18 protein-coding genes are annotated in these 16,106 nt (G+C 60.8%); 17 read left to right on the top strand and 1 reads right to left on the bottom strand.

Annotated elements, in window-relative coordinates; genetic code table 11:
- The first annotated feature begins 659 nt into the window (after positions 1–659).
- The 5 genes from OHB21_RS12930 (at position 660) to OHB21_RS12915 (ending at position 3,219) form a co-directional block, all read left to right on the top strand.
- Positions 660–863: a hypothetical protein gene (locus OHB21_RS12930; RefSeq protein ID WP_146088944.1), complete on the top strand. Its 204-nt coding sequence runs from the start codon at positions 660–662 to the stop codon at positions 861–863.
- A gap of 266 nt (positions 864–1,129) precedes the next feature.
- On the top strand, positions 1,130–1,414 hold the full coding sequence (locus tag OHB21_RS12925) for a hypothetical protein (RefSeq protein WP_195142567.1): 285 nt from the start codon (positions 1,130–1,132) through the stop codon (positions 1,412–1,414).
- 274 nt (positions 1,415–1,688) lie between these two features.
- Complete coding sequence (locus tag OHB21_RS12920) at positions 1,689–2,465, top strand: transposase family protein (RefSeq protein ID WP_195142566.1); 777 nt, start codon at positions 1,689–1,691, stop codon at positions 2,463–2,465.
- A gap of 332 nt (positions 2,466–2,797) precedes the next feature.
- On the top strand, positions 2,798–3,025 hold the full coding sequence (locus tag OHB21_RS37470) for a transposase (protein WP_407675238.1): 228 nt from the start codon (positions 2,798–2,800) through the stop codon (positions 3,023–3,025).
- Complete coding sequence (locus OHB21_RS12915) at positions 2,989–3,219, top strand: IS3 family transposase (RefSeq protein WP_228815705.1); 231 nt, start codon at positions 2,989–2,991, stop codon at positions 3,217–3,219. Before OHB21_RS37470 ends, OHB21_RS12915 begins: the two co-directional genes overlap by 37 nt.
- Here OHB21_RS12915 and OHB21_RS12910 read toward each other — a convergent pair.
- Entirely contained in the window at positions 3,208–3,408 is a 201-nt protein-coding gene (locus OHB21_RS12910; protein ID WP_195142563.1) for a hypothetical protein, read from the bottom strand. The genes OHB21_RS12915 and OHB21_RS12910 overlap by 12 nt on opposite strands.
- A 349-nt stretch (positions 3,409–3,757) precedes the next feature.
- On the opposite strand from OHB21_RS12910, the gene OHB21_RS12905 reads away from it, so the two are divergent.
- From OHB21_RS12905 to OHB21_RS12850, 12 genes are all read left to right on the top strand, one after another.
- Positions 3,758–5,098 (top strand): sensor histidine kinase, encoded by a 1,341-nt coding sequence (locus OHB21_RS12905; RefSeq protein ID WP_324192311.1) that lies wholly within the window; start codon positions 3,758–3,760, stop codon positions 5,096–5,098.
- 223 nt (positions 5,099–5,321) lie between these two features.
- Complete coding sequence (locus OHB21_RS12900; RefSeq protein ID WP_195142562.1) at positions 5,322–6,428, top strand: NDMA-dependent alcohol dehydrogenase; 1,107 nt, start codon at positions 5,322–5,324, stop codon at positions 6,426–6,428.
- A gap of 74 nt (positions 6,429–6,502) precedes the next feature.
- Positions 6,503–7,483 carry a R2-like ligand-binding oxidase gene (locus OHB21_RS12895; RefSeq protein ID WP_195142561.1) on the top strand — a complete coding sequence of 327 codons (981 nt, stop codon included), beginning with the start codon at positions 6,503–6,505 and terminating at the stop codon, positions 7,481–7,483.
- A gap of 88 nt (positions 7,484–7,571) precedes the next feature.
- The gene (locus OHB21_RS12890; protein ID WP_195142560.1) at positions 7,572–8,594 is read left to right on the top strand and encodes an NAD(P)/FAD-dependent oxidoreductase; all 1,023 of its coding nucleotides are present in this window, start codon (positions 7,572–7,574) and stop codon (positions 8,592–8,594) included.
- 58 nt (positions 8,595–8,652) lie between these two features.
- Positions 8,653–8,967 (top strand): ferredoxin, encoded by a 315-nt coding sequence (gene fdxA / locus OHB21_RS12885; RefSeq protein ID WP_195142559.1) that lies wholly within the window; start codon positions 8,653–8,655, stop codon positions 8,965–8,967.
- 183 nt (positions 8,968–9,150) lie between these two features.
- Complete coding sequence (locus tag OHB21_RS12880) at positions 9,151–10,647, top strand: aldehyde dehydrogenase family protein (protein ID WP_195142558.1); 1,497 nt, start codon at positions 9,151–9,153, stop codon at positions 10,645–10,647.
- A 38-nt stretch (positions 10,648–10,685) separates the two neighbouring features.
- Positions 10,686–11,093 (top strand): sterol carrier protein, encoded by a 408-nt coding sequence (locus OHB21_RS12875; RefSeq protein ID WP_195142557.1) that lies wholly within the window; start codon positions 10,686–10,688, stop codon positions 11,091–11,093.
- Between the two features lie 113 nt (positions 11,094–11,206).
- The gene (locus OHB21_RS12870) at positions 11,207–11,992 is read left to right on the top strand and encodes an MlaE family ABC transporter permease (RefSeq protein WP_195142575.1); all 786 of its coding nucleotides are present in this window, start codon (positions 11,207–11,209) and stop codon (positions 11,990–11,992) included.
- 139 nt (positions 11,993–12,131) lie between these two features.
- Positions 12,132–12,887, top strand: a complete 756-nt coding sequence (locus tag OHB21_RS12865; RefSeq protein WP_195142574.1) for an ABC transporter permease — start codon at positions 12,132–12,134, stop codon at positions 12,885–12,887.
- Positions 12,884–14,044, top strand: a complete 1,161-nt coding sequence (locus tag OHB21_RS12860; RefSeq protein WP_195142556.1) for an MCE family protein — start codon at positions 12,884–12,886, stop codon at positions 14,042–14,044. Before OHB21_RS12865 ends, OHB21_RS12860 begins: the two co-directional genes overlap by 4 nt.
- The gene (locus OHB21_RS12855; RefSeq protein ID WP_195142555.1) at positions 14,041–15,057 is read left to right on the top strand and encodes an MCE family protein; all 1,017 of its coding nucleotides are present in this window, start codon (positions 14,041–14,043) and stop codon (positions 15,055–15,057) included. The genes OHB21_RS12860 and OHB21_RS12855 overlap by 4 nt, the downstream gene beginning before the upstream one ends.
- 7 nt (positions 15,058–15,064) lie before the next feature.
- Positions 15,065–16,060, top strand: a complete 996-nt coding sequence (locus OHB21_RS12850) for an MCE family protein (protein WP_195142554.1) — start codon at positions 15,065–15,067, stop codon at positions 16,058–16,060.
- Positions 16,061–16,106: the final 46 nt, after the last annotated feature.

Raw genomic sequence — 16,106 nt, 5'->3', positions numbered from 1 at the left:
GTTCGGTGGCCAGACCAGGCCCGGCGTCGGTGTGCCACCCACGAATACCTCAGGGAGGCAAATGATGTCCTGGTTGGCAACCGGCATCCGGCGAGTCACCGTTGTCGCCAGCGGTGAGCGACGATGAACGTCGATCCGGCGACCGACACCGCTTCACGGTGCGAGTTCTATCGCCGCGAATGTGATCTCGCTGCCGTCGTTCAGCCTGAGCAGCAGATTACGGTACCGGTCGGCAGGGTCGCGGCGATTACGATGCCGACGCGACTCGGGACGCGAGTACGCGAACACTTGCGCCGTTGTGGAGAGCCAATCGGGCCGGTTATCTCCCATCCCCGTTCGGATCGCTGGACATTCTTGGTCCGTCCCGACCTCGACGACGATATGGGCGTGTTCTCCGCACTGTTTCGGCTGAATGTGCTGATCACCGGGCTTGGCGGTCAGATCGCCTTACCGTCGCCGAGAGACGAACGCCGAGGACCAGGTGCGTTCCGTCTATGGGTCCAACCACCGCATTCCTGCTACCGACCGTCAGGAAAAGCCGTCGTCGATGCGATCCGATCGTGCGCGACGGCCCATGCGGACCGGCGTGAGGTTCAGACCAGAAGTCCTGGCGACGAATCGAATCCGAGCCGCTCGATACATACGCAAGGGGGTCGGTGATGACCGACGATCTGCCGCAGCGTGATCCAGGAGCGACGTTGCCCACGCACTTCGAGCAGCTGAACGATGCGCTGGCAACGGTCATAGTGGCCGGAGACGAGAGCGAAGGCCAGCTACCGCGGTCGTTCTTGTGCGACGAGGCAACGATGCGACGGGTCGCCGAGCACTTACTCCTATGGCCCGGTCAACCAGCGGCTGATTGACCCGCCATGGAGCGCCGCCTGGTTGTTGACTTCGACTTCCCTGGAGTGCCGGTTCAGCACTACCGAGCAGAGCGGTGTGCCGCCGAGGCATTCGCCGCCGAAGCAACACGACAGGGACTGGCGCGCGTGACGGTCGATGATCTGGCGACCGACGAGATGAAGCAGCTTCCGTACCAGCGACTTTTCATGCCGAGCAGAAGGGACGACGCATACCCATGGACGCCACCCGAGGACCAATGTGGGCGCAGCAGCGGCCGATAGAGCGCATGCCCGCCATCATCTGCACTGACGTTAGGCACGATCCGGGCGATTTGCTGGCGCTCATCCTCGCGGCGGCGGCGTTGCCGCTGCGGCTGGTGGTCACCAGCGATGAGTTCGGCGGCGGTCAACGCGCGAGACTGGCGCGATTCCTGCTGAACCTGTGTGGGAGGACCGGGGTAGTGGTGGTCGCCGGCGCGGAAACCGAGGGCGGGAAAGCGCGCTGGGTGTGCGACGGTCTGGTTCCCGTCGGATTTCCACCGGCTGGGCTGTCCTGGGGTTCTGTCCGCTGAGTTATGAGATTCCAATCCGTTCGGTGGAAGGATCTCCGCTCATGCCGATGATGTACTCACCACAGTTCCGTGAACGCGCCGTCGCTGTGGTCGTCGATGAAGGCCGCAGGGTCACCGACGTCGCCCGCGATCCAGGAGTCACTGGGCCATTTTCAACCTGCCGCTGAACCATGTTGCACCGCAGCGTGATTGATCTGCAGCTCGGGATGCGAACTGGCGAAGCCCCTGGTAAGAGAGCTGATTACCACATCCACTCGCACACCAGAGGCTTCACTTGCTGTTCTACCCTGCCGTGCTGCCGCTGTCACCTTCGACCCTGCACTTCGTCGCCGGCGTGATCCGCCGCCACCGCCGTGAAATCGGTTCACGCTGGCGGGCACTGGATCCGGGTCAACAAGCCATGCTCGTGCTGGTCTACCTGCGCAAAGGTGAGCCGTTCACCGAACTCGGGGCAGGGTTCGGCATCTCGACGACGACGGCGTGGCGATACGTCGAGGAAACAACCACGGTGCTCGCGGCACGAGCACCGGGATTGAAATCCGCGCTGCGGACCGCCAAAGCCGCAGGTCATAGCTATCTGATCCTCGATGGGACCGTCATCGCGATCGATCGGATCGCTGCGGATAGACCGTACTACTCGGGCAAGCACCGGTTACACGGGATGAACGTGCAGGTCCTGGCCTCGCCAGAAGGTGAGATCGTGTGGCTGTCACCGGCCTTGCCGGGCAGTGTGCACGACAGCAAAGCTGCCTGGATCTGGCAGATCGTGACCGAGTTGGTCACCGGCGGCTGGGTGGTGTTGGCGGACAAGGGATATCAGGGCGTCGCAGGTGTACTCACCCCGTACAAGGGCCGGAACAAGCCGCTGTCGCAGAAGGAAGCCAACCGTGCCCACGCACGGCTACGCGGCCGCGGTGAGCGGGCGTTCGCCCAGCTCAAGGTCTGGAAGATTCTGCGGAAGCTGCGTTGTTGTCCCGACAAAACGACCCGGCTCGTCAGGGCGATCGGAGTTCTTCAGGACCGTGAGCTTCAGGCTGCGGCAGCAGGATGAAAAAGGCTCACTGAAGGCACGCTGTATCGGTGGAAACATCAAGCACTGGTCGACCGCGGTGAGGCGCCCGGGACGTCCACGGTCGAATCCGCGCAACTACGGGATGCGCTCAACAGGATCAAGCAGCTCGAAGAGGAGCTGCGCGCCACTCGGCTGGCGGCAAAGATCCTCGATGACACCACGATCGGCCCAAAAGGCGGTTCCCGGCTGTCTCGACCTTGACCGGGCAAGGAATCAGCATCCGCACCGCCTGCCGTGTGCTCGGAGTGTCCGAGCGCGGCTACCGCCACCACCGCAACCGATTGCCCAGCCAGCGCCGACTGCGCCACGAGATGCTCGCCGAAACGATCAGGGCAATCCACGCGGCCTCGCGCGGCTGTTACGGCGTGCGGCGCATGCACGCCGAGCTCACCATCGGCATGGGTATCGAGGTCGGCTCCGGGCAAGTGCACTCGAACATGAAACGCAGTTCACCTCATGGGCCTTCAGCCGTCGAATCACCGAGGCCGGCTTGGTCGGTTCGATGGGGACAATCGGCGATGGCTACGACAATGCGATGATCGAATCCTTCTGGAGCAGACTGCAAATCGAGCTGCTCGACCGCAAGAAGTGGAAAACCCGCACCGAACTGGCCAACGCGATCTTCGACTATATCGAGATCTTCCACAACCGACAACGCCGCCACTCCAGCCTCGGCTGGCTCACCCCGACCGAATTCGAGAAGGCCAACCGACACCTACAATCAGTGTCCTGACTCTCGCAACCCGGCGGACATCAAGCTGAGACAGCCCAAAGCGGCCCCCAACCCGTGACGGTTCACGGTGCGCTCGGCCAGGTAGCCGGGCCGGAATGGGAGCTGCTCGAGCCCGGCGGAGAGGACCTGCTTGTGGTCGGAGGCGGTATTGGCGCCGACGTTGTCGGCCGCGATCAGCTGGTACCCCAACGTAGATTACCTCACCAGAACGGTGCTCCTGCTACTGACGGTAATTGACACTCGGCAAGCCGATTCAGGGCACCTTTCGCCATTTCAGAGCGGCCAGCAGCTCAGATGCGTGATCGGCCGAGGCTGGGCCATTGGGGCAGGCTGGGCGGCCCCGTGCTTCCCTGGCCGAGGCATGAAAGATCTGCGGTGGCTTCGGCCCCGGCCGTGGCGTCGATTCCGCGGTTGAACCGATGTGTTCCCGATACAGTCGAGGATCCGGAGTTGGCAAGGCATCTGTTCACGGTGGCGACGATACCGGCCCAGAACGGACGGCTTCGCCGGTCCATGGTCTGTTGAGAGGAACCGCAACGTGTCCGCATCGTATGGGAAATGGTGGGGCGTCGTGCGATCTCGCAGAGTGTCGGCCGGGTACGCGAATCATTCGACGGAGAAGCGGGCAGTCGAGCGCATTACCTCGAGTATTCGTATCGCGGTGGTGCTCTCCGTGGCGGCGTTGCTTCTACTGGGAACAGATGCTGCGCGGCGCCATCCGATCGTGGCGTGGTGCCTGGTTGCCGTCGCGGCAGCTTACGCCGTGGCGGTGTTCGCGGATCCGGAGCTGGAGCTTCGCAGCAGGGCGTCGGCCGCTACGATCACATCCAGCGATAGCGTGCTGGCTTCCGCGATAGTCGCGTCCACGGGGGCTGCGCAGAGCCCTGCGGTAGCCATCCTGTTCCTCGTGGTTGTCGCTGCAGCGATGAGGCTTTCTTTCCTGAGCACAGTGGGGGTAGCAACAGTTCTCGGTGCCGTCCATCTTGCGACATCGTTGTTCGTGGACGCGGACTACGCGCCTATCGGCATTCGGTTGGAGGCCGGTGTGTGGTGGGCGATCTATCTGGTGCTGACCGGCGCGCTTGGCGCCGGATTGTCCCTACTGACCGAATACGCCGAACGTGCTCGGAGTGTCGCTGAAGCTGAAGCGAATGCTGAACGCTTGGTTGCTGAGGAAGAGCGCGACTTGCGGACGCGGCTGGCCGCCTCTTATGAGGCTCAGGAAACTGGCTTGCGGGTGATCCTGCACGAGTTTCGGACGCCGATCGCATCCTTGCGAGCGCTGGTGCGGCAACTCGTTGTCGAGAATTCGCAACCTGCCAGCACACCAGTGGCCGCCGCCGCCGTCAGCTTGCTCGTGGCTCATGCAGACCATCTATCCGGAATGATGGACGCCCTTGCCGATGTCGCCGCCAGCCATCAGCCCGCGTTCAGCGTCGGAACCTACCGGGCAGTCGACCTTCGGGAGTGGTTGCTGGCTGCCTGTGCTGCCGCAGGGCTCGGTCCTGGGGACTGTCGGATGACGGTTCTGCCTGGCGGGGCGCGGTGTCGGTTGGAAACGCAGCTCGTTCGCCGGGTGGTCACCAATCTACTCGAAAATGCTCGTCGTTATGGTGGCGATGAGCCCGTCGAGTTCACTGCCAAAGTCGATTCAGGGCAACTGTTACTCGAGATCGGGGACAGAGGTCCTGGTATATCGAAGGAAATGGCCTCGGTTCTCGTTGGAAAGTTCGTCGCTATGGGCGAGCGGCAGGGAACCGCTGGCCTCGGATTGTGGATTGTGGATCAGATCGTCCAATCGTTGGGCGGCCAACTCGAATTTCGGCCGCGAGCCGGGGGCGGCCTGTTGGTGATGGTTGCGGTACCGGTTCAGCCGTAACCCATTCGCCCTTTGCGAGCAGCTCGCAATGCGGGTGGACCTCACAGCTGACCTGGCACCGACCGGCAACCGTCCGATTAGATATAGCGTATGGCTATATAACCGCGACGTTACCTGGCCTGTCAGGGCCAACATTGGCCCGTCGGATCGCCCCTCTCAGTGGCGATTCAAGTGACACTGATCATAGTTACCGAACAGGATCTCGACGATCAGGGGTTGACGAATGAAGACCAAAGCGGCTGTTATATGGGGTCCGAATGAAAAGTGGCAGGTCGAAGAGATCGACCTGGATCCGCCCGCTGACGATGAAGTTCTGGTCAAGCTTGCGGTAAGCGGTCTGTGCCATTCTGATCTGCATCTGGTCACCGGTGACATCCCGATTCCCTATCCGGTAGTCGGCGGCCACGAAGGCGCGGGCGTCGTAGCGGCGGTCGGCCCCAACGTCACCGAAATTTCCGAGGGTGACCCGGTCGTGTTGAGCTTCTTGCCGGCTTGCGGGCATTGCTCGTACTGTGCCCGCGGGATGTCGAACCTGTGCGATCTGGGTGCGGCGGTGGTGCTCGGTCCGCAGTTGGATGGGACCTACCGATTCCATGCGCGCGGCGCCGACCTGGGGCAGATGTGCCTGCTGGGTACTTTCTCCGAGTACACCGTGGTTCCGGCCTCTTCGGTGGTGAAGATCGACAATGGCTTCCCGCTCGATCGGGCCGCACTCGTCGGATGTGGGGTTACGACAGGATTCGGCAGCGCCGTTCGATCTGGTGAGGTCCGTGTCGGTGACGCGGTGGTTGTCGTCGGAGCCGGCGGTATCGGGATGAACGCTGTGCAGGGCGCTCGCATCGCGGGCGCTCGGATCATCGTCGCTGTCGACCCGATCGAATTCAAGCGTGTCAAAGCCGTCGAGTTCGGCGCGACTCACACCGCGGCCTCCATGGAAGAGGCGTGGAACATGGTCAGCGAGTTGACTCGTGGTCAGCTCGCCGATGTCTGCATCCTGACAACGGATATCGCGGAGGGGCAGTACATCGGGCCCGCGCTCGGCCTGGTGGGCAAGCGGGGCAGGGTCGTTGTCACCGCAATCGGGCACCCTGAAGATGAGTCGATGTCGGGGAACTTGTTCGAGCTCACCATGTACGAGAAGCAGATTCGTGGTGCTCTTTTCGGGTCCTCGAACCCGCACCACGACATTCCTCGCCTCCTCGAGCTGTACAACCTCGGTCAGCTCAAGCTGGATGAGCTGGTGACCAAGGAGTACGCCCTGGAGGACATCAATCAGGGATATGAAGACATGCTCGATGGCAGGAATATTCGCGGAATCATCCGTTACTGATCCGGTGTGCGAGCGCAATCGGTGGTCGTGGCGCATTAGTCACACTTGCCTGCCGCAACTGAAAGGAAAAGAAAATGTCACTCGATCGAATCATTGAACACGGCAAGCGAAACGGTTACGGAAGTCTGTGCGAAGGCGGCCTTCGCATGGAATCGTTTCCAATGCGACTCTTTCGAAAGGGAAATAAGAAGTTTTGGGACCCCGAGACCATCGACTTCTCTCAAGATGCCGCCGACTACGCGGCGATGACGCCGGAAGAGAAGCGGCTGACCTGCTATCTCGCTACACAGTTTATGGCGGGCGAGGAATCGGTGGCCCAGGATCTGCAACCTTTCATGACTGCGATGGCGGCCGAGGGCAGGCTAGCCGATGAAGCGTACTTGACCCAATTCACCTTCGAAGAAGCCAAGCATATGCAGTCCTTCCGGCTGTGGTTCGATGCGGTGGGACTAGATTCGGACCTGCATGAGTACGTCGAGTATAGTGAACCCTATCGGCGAGTATTTGCCGAGGAATTGCCAAAATCCCTGTACGCGCTCCAGCACGATCCATCGCCTGCCGCCCAGATTCGTGCCTCGATCACTTACAACCATGTCGTTGAGGGCTGCCTTGCACTGACCGGGTATTTCGCTTGGGCGAAGGTTTGCGCAAGCCGAAACATCTTGCCCGGCATGCAGCAGTTGATCAAATACATCGGTGACGACGAGCGACGTCACATGGCTTGGGGCACCTTCACTTGCCGCAGGCATGTGGCGGCCGATGAGCGCAACTGGGATGTCGCCGATGAGCGTATGCAGGAGTTGCTCGAGCCGGCAATGGGGCTGATCGTGAAGCTGTTCGATCAGTTCGACGATTCTATTCCGTTCGGCATCAATCTCGATGAGATGACCGATTACGGGCTGGACAAGGTCAACCGGCGACTCGAGTCCATCGAGAGTGCACGCGGTCGGCCTGTCGAGGAGATCGACGAGGACTACTCCCCGATGCAACTCGAGGATACGTTCGCCGAGGAAGACGAGAAAGTAGTTGCGCAATCCCTGGCGGCGATGTCATAAAACGTCGCTGCCCACCGCTGCGCACGAAAGGGCGGCCGCAGCGCGGGAAAATGTAGCCAGTTGATCAAGAATGAGAGGTATCTGCCGCATGGCTGATGTAGCACCACCCTCGGCACCCGCGGTCGATATCGATGTGCTGTTCATAGGTGCTGGTCCGGTTGGACTGTTCGGTGCCTATTACGCCGGATTCCGTGGACTCAGTGTGGCCCTAGTCGACTCGCTTCCCGAGGTGGGCGGCCAGGTCCAGGCCATATATCCGGAGAAGAGCATCTACGACGTCGCAGGACTCCCCGGAGTCCAAGGGCAGGTGCTCATTCGCAACCTTGTTGCGCAAGCGGAGCCGTTCCGGCCGATCCACTTGTTGTCGCAGGAGGCGGTGGCAGTCGAGCTTCTCCAGGACCGGCGTTGGCGCGTCGTCACCTCGCGAGGGGTCGTGGTGCAGGCGAGAGCGATCGTCGTGACCTCTGGCGTGGGCTCTGTCACCCCCAGGCAACTGCCGTGCGGTGAAGACTTCCTCGATCGCGGGATGTGCTATTACGTCCCGCGCCTCGAGGTGTTCGACGGTAGAGATGTCGTCGTGGTCGGTGGCGGCGACTCGGCGGTGGACTGGGCGCTGGCCGCGACCTCGCGAGCCCGGTCGGTGACACTCGTGCACCGGCGCAAGCAGTTCCGAGCGCACGAGCATTCTGTGCGACTGCTGCGGGAGTCATCGTGCGAACTCGTACTCGATGCTACTTTGACTGCGCTGCGCGGCGGATCGCGAGTCGAAAGCGCCGAGGTCCAGGTCGCCGGGGCGACACGAGTACGGGAAATCAAAGCGCAGGTGGTGGTCGCCGCGCTGGGATTCACGATGGATCTGGGTCCGATTACGACCTGGGGGCTCGAGCTCAAAGGCCGTGCCATCACCGTGGACAGCAGGATGCGAACAAATTTGCCCACCGTGTATGCGGCGGGCGATGCGGCAGACTACGACGGCAAAGTCAAACTGATCGCCGTCGGATTCGGCGAGGTGGCGCTTGCGGTGAACAACGCGGCCGTCGAGTTGAATCCGGACGCATCGCTGGCGCCGGGTCACTCGAGTGATTTGACGATACCGGCACTGAACTCCTGAGTTATCCGAAGCGCGACCGGATTGACGGTGCGTGAAGCAATAGGGAAGGTTGATCCATATGGCATTCGTAATCGGTGAGCCGTGCGTCGATGTCAAGGATATGACATGCATTGAAGAATGTCCGGTCGATTGCATATACGAGGGTGAACGAATGCTGTATATTCATCCCAGCGAGTGTATCGACTGTGCGGCATGCGAGCCGGTATGTCCAGTAGGCGCAATTCGCCCCGCGCAGCGTGTCGACGAAGAATGGCGGCCCTTTCAGGAATCTGCTAAAAATGCATTTCTCGAAATTGGCAGCCCGGGTGGGTCTCATAAGATCGATACTCCGATGGCCGACACAAGATATGTGGCAGCACTGCCGGAAAAATAGCTCGTCATCTCAATCTGATTCGTCCATCGGCCCACTCGATGAGGCATGCAGCGAGGTGTGGAGAGAATTCTTCTATCCGACCGACAAGGCCCGTGAGGTCGTCGAGTAAGAAGTATTCACGAATGGGATTGCGGTCCGGTCCAAGTGGTCGGTAAACCTGCTGGGCAAGAAAGGAGTTCGACGATGACCGCGATGGCTTTCGATGTACCGGAGTCAGTGAAGACGTTTCTAGGAGGTGCGATCGCCAGTATCGTGGTGGACGGTCGGAGGATGACCGCCGACGGCGACGGGATACCTACCACGGACCCCGCAACCGGCCTCGTACTCGGCCGGATTTCCGCCGGCGGTGCTGCCGAAGTCGACAATGCGGTGCGGTCGGCCGGCAATGCTCTCGATGAGTGGAATGCTCTGAGCGCAGCGGCGCGCGGACGGGTACTTTTCGACATCGCCGACCTGATCGATGCCAACTCCGACGAACTTGCGATTCTGGAGACCCTCGATAACGGGAAGCCACTCACCGAATCCTTGTACCTAGACGTCGGACTCGCGGCCCAGACATGGCGCTACTTCGCCGGATGGACAACCAAACTCTGCGGGCAGACGGTGCCAGTGTCGCCACCGGTCGGTGAGGCGTTCGTCTACACGCGTCGCGAACCACTCGGGGTTGTTGGGGCCATCGTGCCGTGGAACTTCCCGTTGATGATCGCATCGTGGAAAGTAGCGCCGGCGCTTGCCGCCGGAAACACCGTAGTGCTCAAGCCTTCCGAATTCACCTCATTGAGCGCATTGCGCCTGGTAGAACTGGCGTTGGAGGCCGGGTTGCCAGCCGGTGTGCTCAATCTTGTCACCGGATTCGGCAACGAAGCAGGTCAAGCGCTGATCGAGCATCCGGATGTGGCCAAGATTTCATTTACCGGATCAACCGCTACTGGCAAACGAATTGCTCGGACAGGCGCAGACAGCCTGAAGCGGTTGACGCTGGAGCTCGGTGGGAAGTCGGCCAATATCATATTTCCCGATGCCGATCTCGGAGCAGCCGTGGACGGTGCCTTCAACGCGGTGTTCTTGAATCAAGGACAAGTATGCTGTGCCGGCACCAGACTCTTCGTGCACCGCGATGTACACGACGAATTGGTAGCCGCGCTGGAGTCCGCGGCGAACTCGGTGCAGCTCGGCCACGGAATGGCTGAAGGCACCGATATGGGGCCGCTCGTCTCGGAAATTCAGCTCGGTCGAGTCGAGGGTTTCGTGGAGTCCGGTCGGGCGCAGGGTGCGACGCTGGTGTGCGGCGGCGACCGTCCTCTCGGACCCCTGTCCAATGGGCACTTTCTGCGGCCCACAGTCTTTACTGACGTTCGTGACGATATGGAGATCGCCACCGAGGAGATCTTTGGACCGGTTCTCTCGGTTCTGACGTTCGATGACGAGGACGAGGTAGTGGCCCGCGCCAATGCGAGTTCCTATGGTTTGGCGGCCGGAGTCTGGACGAACGACCTCAAACGAGCGCACCGAGTGGCTGCCCGCCTACAGGCGGGCACCGTATGGGTGAACACCTACAACATGATCGATCCGGCAGCCCCATTCGGCGGCTTCAAGGCATCCGGGCACGGCCGCGACCTCGGTGAGGAATCGTTACTCGGCTTCACACAGACCAAGTCGGTGTGGATCGACCTCAGCTGAGTCGATCTCTGGTAATTCAATAGAAAGGGTCAAATACAATGGGTGTATTCAAGGATTCTGCCGAAGTGTCCAAGTACATCGGCGGCGTTTTCGAGAAGGGTCTGCTCGACACGGAGATCGGGCCCAAGCTGTCAGGTTCCGGCGTGGTATTGAAGATTACGTACACTGATCCGGATTCGGTAATCACCGTTGATATGCCGAGTGGAAAGGTGTACTCGGGTGAGACCGATCTCAAGCCCATGATTGAGCTGTTCATGTCGGCGGACAATGGAAATAGGTTCTGGCTCGGCAAGCTGAACTTGGCAACGGGACTTGCGAAAGGTCAGGTTAGAGCCAAAGGCCCCACATCAAAAGTGCTCAAGCTGATTCCGGCGGCGAAGTCGCTCTTCCCTGCCTACCGTGAAATGCTCGAAGCCGATGGACGGCAGGACCTGCTCGAGGCCTGAGTAAGTGTAAGACGTCATCGTCGATATCGTGGAGGAAGATCCATGATATCGGCGATGACCGACCGCTGGCGATGCCGGCGAATGGAGGCGAACCGACCATGGATGTATCAACCATGGATGTATCGGTGCCAAGGCGTTGGGCGCGGATAACAGACAAAGCAAAGATCGCTCCCAGTGCGGTCGGACAGTTCTACGCTACTTGTCTCGAAATCGTCCGTGCTGTACCACGGCGACCCTTCCAGCGACGGGAATTCGTGCAGCAGTCATGGTTCATCGCGAGTGTTTCGATCGTTCCCACGCTGCTGATGGCGATTCCGTTCTGCGTGATGGTCGTCTTCCAAATAAACGTGCTGCTCAACGAGATCGGCGCCATCGACTTGTCGGGTGCCGGTGCCGGTGTCGCGGTCATTCGGGAAATCGGCCCGATCGTGACTGTCCTCGTCGTCGCCGGATGCGGTGCTACTGCGATCTGTGCGGATCTCGGATCCCGCACGATTCGCGAGGAAATCGACGCTATGCGTGTACTTGGCATCAATCCGTTGCAGCGACTTGCGGTTCCTCGGGTGTTGGCCTCGACGATTGTAGCGCTGTTTCTCAACGGTCTGGTGACCGCGATCGGTCTGGCCGGGGGATACCTGTATGGCGTATTCCTCCAGGGCGCCACACCAGGGCAGTTCATCACAGCGATCCCCATTCTTACCGGTATCCCTGATCTGCTGATCAGTGAACTGAAGGCCGCCGTATTCGGGTGTCTTGCCGGCCTGGTCGCCTGCCATCTCGGGTTGAATGCAAAAGGCGGACCAAAAGGGGTAGGCGATGCGGTGAACCAGACCGTTGTCTTCAGCTTCGTTCTGCTTTTCCTGGCAAACGCCATCATTACTACTCTGTCGCTGCACTGAACGGATACTCAAAGTGACTGTCAACGACTACGGGCCGATCGAAGCATTGCGGCGAAAGCCGTTGGGCCGGAGCCTCGCCAAGGCCGCGGCTACCTCCACCAACGGGGTCGCCGATCTAGGCGACCAGCTGTCATTCCACATGCACAGTCTGGGCTGGATGCCGCGCGCATTGCGCCGCTACCGGCATGAGGTCATCCGTCTGATAGCCGAGGTCAGCCTCGGTACCGGTGCGCTCGCGGTAGTCGGTGGGACGGTCGTCGTTGTCGGATTCCTGACCGCCGCAGCCGGCTACGAGGTCGGCCAGCAGGGAACGAGTTCACTCGGCCGGGTCGGCGTGGAGGCGCTGTCGGGATTCATCTCTGCCTTCTTCAACACGCGCGAGGCGATTCCTGTGGTGGCGGGAGTCGCGCTCACGGCGACCGTCGGCGCTGGATTCACGGCGCAACTCGGGGCCATGCGGGTTAGCGAGGAGATCGACGCGCTCGAGGTGATGTCCGTTCCGGCAATTCCGTACTTGGTCACGACCCGAATCCTGGCCGGACTCATCGCTGTCGTGCCCCTGTACGGGATCGCGCTGTTCATGGGATACGCATCGACCGAGTTCGTCAGTGTTGTGCTGGCCGAGCAGTCGCCGGGCACTTACGGGCACTACTTCAACGTTTTCCTCGTGCCGAGCGACCTGCTGTGGTCACTGGTCAAGGTTGTGGTGATGGCGGTGGTCATCATGTCTGTGCACTGCTATCACGGATTCCATGCGTCCGGTGGTCCGGCAGGTGTCGGGGTGGCGGTTGGTAAGGCGGTCCGCGCCTCGCTCATCTCGATCATGGTCATCGACCTGATCATCGGCATCGCCGTCTACGGTGGCGTCCATTCGACGGTGCGGGTGTCCGGATGACCATAGAAATTTCTCGTCGCCGTAGGATTTTCGTCGGCATTTCGGCCTTAGTAGTCCTCGCGCTGGTCCTGGCTGGCGCGGTCGTGTCGTACACGGGAGCACTTCAGCCGACCACGCGGGTCTATCTGTACTCCGACCGCGCTGGCTTGCAGATGGCGTCGGGATCCGATGTTAAAGCTCGCGGCGTTGTGATCGGTCGAGTCGCCGCGGTCGAGAGGGAAGACGACCGTGCGCGCCTGACGCTGGAACTTGATCGAGGAAGAGTCGGTGCGATCCCGTCGAACATCGGTGCCGAGATCGTCCCGACGACTCTGTTCGGCCGCAAGTTCGTTTCGTTCGTATGGCCACAACAGCCTGCTGTGACGGCGCTGTCGGCTGGCTCGGTGATCGACAATCGCCAGGTCGGTGTCGAGGTGAACGACATCTTCGCCGTATTGTTGGACGTGCTCGAATCTGTTGATCCGCAAAAGATCAACGCCACATTGACGGCGCTGAGTACCGCGCTACAGAGCCACGGCAGGCGCGTCGGGGAGTTGATGGTCTCACTCGACCAATACTTGGCGCAGTTCAATGACAGCATCCCGACGCTGCAGCGCGATATACCGCTGCTTGCCGACAATCTCGATACCTTCGCGGCGGCAACTCCTGACTTCATCGCCACCGTTGCGAACCTCTCGACCACCGGTGCGACGGTGGTTGAGAAGCAGGTCGCTCTGAACGCTTTCCTGCTGTCGTTCACCCGTTTCGGCAACATCGGGGAGACGTTCACTGGTGCGATAGGTACGCCGTTGATCCGAGCCTCCGACGCACTGGAGCCGACCGCCAGGCTGCTGGCCGAATATTCCCCCTCCTACCCGTGCTTTCTCTCCAGTCTCAACCAGTCCCGAAAGTATCTGGAGCGGGCATTCGGCAGTAATAGCAGTCGGCCGGGACTGAACATTCTTGCGACGGTATTGCTGGGCAACCCCCCCTACACCTACCCGGAGGACCTTCCTGTGATCGGCGCGGACAACCCATCAAGCTGCTACGGCTACGGGAGCGCCCCCGCGCGCCACGAAGATTTCAACGTCGGCACCACCGTATACGGTCCGGCTCGTACACCGCTGGACGTGCTCGGCAACCCGTTCGCGCCACTGATCTACGGGCTGACGCGATGACCGCGAAGCACACCGGAGTCAAGCTGGGGATCTTCTTGACGATCACCTCATTGATCACCGCCCTGCTGTTCGTGGTCGTCGGCGATCTGAAATTCGTGGCCACGCGCAGCCACCTCGCCCTGATTGTTTCGGCGTCCGGCTTGAAGCCCGGCAACGACGTCAAGCTCGCGGGCGTGCCGGTCGGCAAGGTGAATTCGGTCCGGTTCGTCGAGAGCAGCCTGGTCGAGATCGGATTCACCGTCGACCGCGACATCCGCCTTCTCGAAACCTCGACCGCGGCAATCAAGTACAAGAACCTCATCGGCGACCGGTATCTCGAGGTGACCGTCAAACCCGATGGTTCCAAGCCGCTGTCCGAGCGTGATCCGATCCCGGCCGCTCAAACCAAACCCGCCCTCGACATCGACAGCCTGGTCAACGGATTCAAACCGCTGTTGCAGGGCTTGGACCCTGATCAGGCGAACAGACTGTCGGCATCGCTGGTCGCTGTTCTCAATGGAGAGGAACAACAGATCGCTACCTTCGTTCGGCAGCTCGGCGAACTCGGCAACACCTTGGCCGACCGCGACGCGGTAGTAGGCACAGTCATCGACAATCTTGGCGACGTGCTGCGCACCGTACGCGAGCGTGGTGACCAATTCGGGGATCTTCTCGTGGATCTGCAGCAGTTGGTGAGCGGGCTCGCAGAGGACCGTGCGACCCTCACCACCGCATTGGACCGGATCGACACGGGCAGCGCGGAAGTCGCCCGGATAGTCGGGGACAACCGGCCCGCGATCGCCCAGGATGTCAACGGACTAGAGAAGTTGGCGGGCAACCTCAATGCCGACAGTGCCACCCTTTCGTTGCTGCTGACCAAGCTGCCTGCCACCTATGCGCTGGTGAATCGCGCGTCGAGTTACGGCAGTTTCGTCAACTTTTTCGTTTGCGGGTTGGCCATCCGCTACCCGACTCCCGGTGGTGGGTACGACGACACTCCGATGTTCACCGCACCCGCCGAGAGATGTAGGTGATTTCAGCATGAAGTCCTTCCATGAACGCAACCCTGTTCGCCTGGGGATTGTCGGAACCGGCATACTGATCGCCGCGCTCGCCCTGGTGTTCAACTATGAAAGAATCCCCGGCTGGCCGGGCAGAGCAATTATCGTGGCGGAGTTCGCCGATGCCAGTGGACTGAATGTGGGCGACGCTGTGCAGGTTGCGGGTATCGATGTCGGCAAGGTCGATTCGATCGTCCTGCGCGACGACCGTGTCGATATCGGCCTGCGTGTCGACACGCGGGGCCAGCATCTCGGTGCCAGGACCACCGCGGCCATCAAGGTGGAAACCGTGCTCGGTCGTCGTCTCGTAGAACTTCGTCCAGATGGAGACGGGGACATCGGAAAGCGGATCTCCATGGCAAACACGGCATCTGGCTATGACATCAGCGAATCATTGAATCAGCTCACCGACCGACTTGCTGGCACCGACAAGAAACAGCTTTCGGAGGCGTTCGACGCGATATCGACGACGCTGGACAACTTACCGGAAGACCTACAGTCCTCGCTGGACGGAATGTCGCGTTTGTCGTCCACCATCGCCACCCGTGACGGTGCGGTGAAATCGCTGCTTAATGAGGCGAATTCGGTAACGGGTATTCTCGCAGAACGCAATGAGAACCTGACTGAATTGCTGACCGACGGTGGCATTCTGTTCGCCGCTCTCAACGATCGCGCGAATACGATCCGCAGCTTGCTGATCAATGTTCGTGCGGTCGGTGACGAGCTGCGCGGACTCGCGCAAGAAAACAAGAGCACGCTGGCCCCGATGCTTACCGAGGTCGAGCGAGTGTTGAACTTGCTGAACGCGAATTATACCAACCTCAATGCTGCCATCAGTGGCCTGCGGCCGTTTGTCACTCAACTCGGAGAGGCTGTAGGTAGCGGACCATTCTTCGGTGTGCTGCTGCAGAACATTGCCCCGGCCAATCTCAATGGGCAACAGCCCGGCAGCCCCGGCGGAGGTGGACACCGATGATTTCCGCACGCAAAGCTCTAGCCCGGACCCCTGTCTCGGGAAAGAT

The organism is Nocardia puris (assembly GCF_036051655.1).
Taxonomy (GTDB): domain Bacteria; phylum Actinomycetota; class Actinomycetes; order Mycobacteriales; family Mycobacteriaceae; genus Nocardia; species Nocardia puris.
The sequence above is the reverse complement of the archived record's forward strand: the minus strand, read 5'-3'. Positions and strand labels throughout refer to the sequence as shown.